This is a genomic window from Roseovarius halophilus (ex Wu et al. 2025), from assembly GCF_047086965.1.
In genome coordinates this window covers 1-1,610 of record NZ_JBKOTX010000447.1, presented here as the reverse complement: position 1 = coordinate 1,610, position 1,610 = coordinate 1, and the positions used below count along the sequence as shown (strand labels likewise).

The window sequence follows — 1,610 nt, the reverse complement described above, 5'->3', positions numbered from 1 at the left end:
CCAGGTTCAGGGCCTCGATGGAAAAGAACTGCCGGTTGCGCAGGCGTGCCAGAATCCAGCGCTCCACGATCAAGACTGCGCCCTCGACCTTGCCCTTGTCACGCGGCTTGCGCGGCCGCGTGGGCAACACGGTCGTGTCGTAATGCGTGGCCATGTCGGAAAAGGTCTTGGTCACCGACGGCTCGAACCACAGCGGCTTGGCGACCGCTGCCTTGAGATTGTCGCACACGATCGCCTTGGGCACGCCGCCGAAGAACTTCAGCGCCCGAACCTGGGCGTCGATCCAGTCGGGCAGCTTCTGGCTGAGGCTGGCCCAGGCGAATGTGTAATTGGAGGCGCCAAGCACGGCGACGAAGATCTGAGCGCGGTGCTCGTCGCCTGTCGCCGGGTCAATGATCGGGATGGTGTGGCCCGCGTAATCGGTCTGCATCACCGCGCCTGCCTCATGGTGATTGCGATACCGTGGGCTGATCCGGCTCTCGAACTCCCTGTAGCGCTCGCAGAACCAGGTATAGCCATAGCCGTTAGGGTGAGCCGCCCGATACTCCTCCCAAAGCAGCAGCAGCGTCACGCCCTTGCGCTTCATCTCAGATGCCATCTTCGGCCAGTCTGGCTCGGTCAGGTCCCCCGGTGGGCGGCCAACGCGCTGGAACACAACCTGCTTCAGCGTGGAATCGTCATCCCGGCCCTTGGGCAGCGGCCAGCAGTTCAGCCCTGCTTCCCGGGCCCGGTTCAGGTATGTTGCCACTGTCGTTTTGCTGAGCTTCAGACGCGCGGCAACCTCACGCGCCGAAAGCCCTTGTTCATGCGTCAGTCGCAGTATGGATCGTATGTCTTGCACAGTCGTGCGCCTCGCTCGCTTCTGTCTCGGCATGGTCCCTCCCGGCCTTGTTCAAGACCGGCAGAATGCCGCGACGGCGCAGGCGATGACCAACCGAGCCCAAGCCCTCCCGGAACTGTCCGGGAATTAGCGAAATCGCTGTCCGGGATTTACCGAAACGCGTGTCCGGGAATTACTGAAATGCTTGTCCGGGAATTACCGAAACCCGCACGGCCCAAGTAACCCTCCGGGCTTTGAGCCTCACCAGCCTGCGGACACTAAGACGAAGATAAACTGCGCGGGACAGCTGAAGGTGTACTTACTGCCTGATGTGATTAACGTGATTATTTATGGCACCCATATGGCACCCACAAAGTCTGAGCCACAGTCCAAATATTGTCTAAGTGTCGATGGGGCATATGGGTGCGCAAAACGGCGTTTTTTGCTGCACACCGTGTCAAGGGGAAATCGGTATGGCCGCATATAATTTTGACAAGATGCTGATAATATTGGATATTCTAGATGCGCCTTGTCCAAAAGGACAAACGGCGGGCGTTTTCTTGAAGCCGAAGGTCTGAACGTTGCCGCGAGCCTCTCAAGCCAAACCGTTCTGTCCTCATGGACTCCTGACATACAGCGAGCCGGCCGATGAGGAAGAAGTTCCTCTGGTCGGGGCGTCATCATCGCTTCGGGGCACCTCGATTTTTGACTATTTTCTTGGTCGCGCAGCGGTGCGTTTGGCGTGAAGCGGGAGGGAAGTAGCTGTTTGGCGGTATGCCCCCCGGGGCAA

The 1,610-nt window shown here is 59.3% G+C and carries 1 protein-coding gene; it reads right to left on the bottom strand.

What is annotated here, in order from left to right; all coding sequences use genetic code 11:
• Positions 1-874 (bottom strand): IS21 family transposase (istA, locus tag ACH107_RS32685; RefSeq protein WP_412509757.1); only part of this gene is annotated, 874 nt, incomplete at its 3' end.
• Positions 875-1,610: the final 736 nt, after the last annotated feature.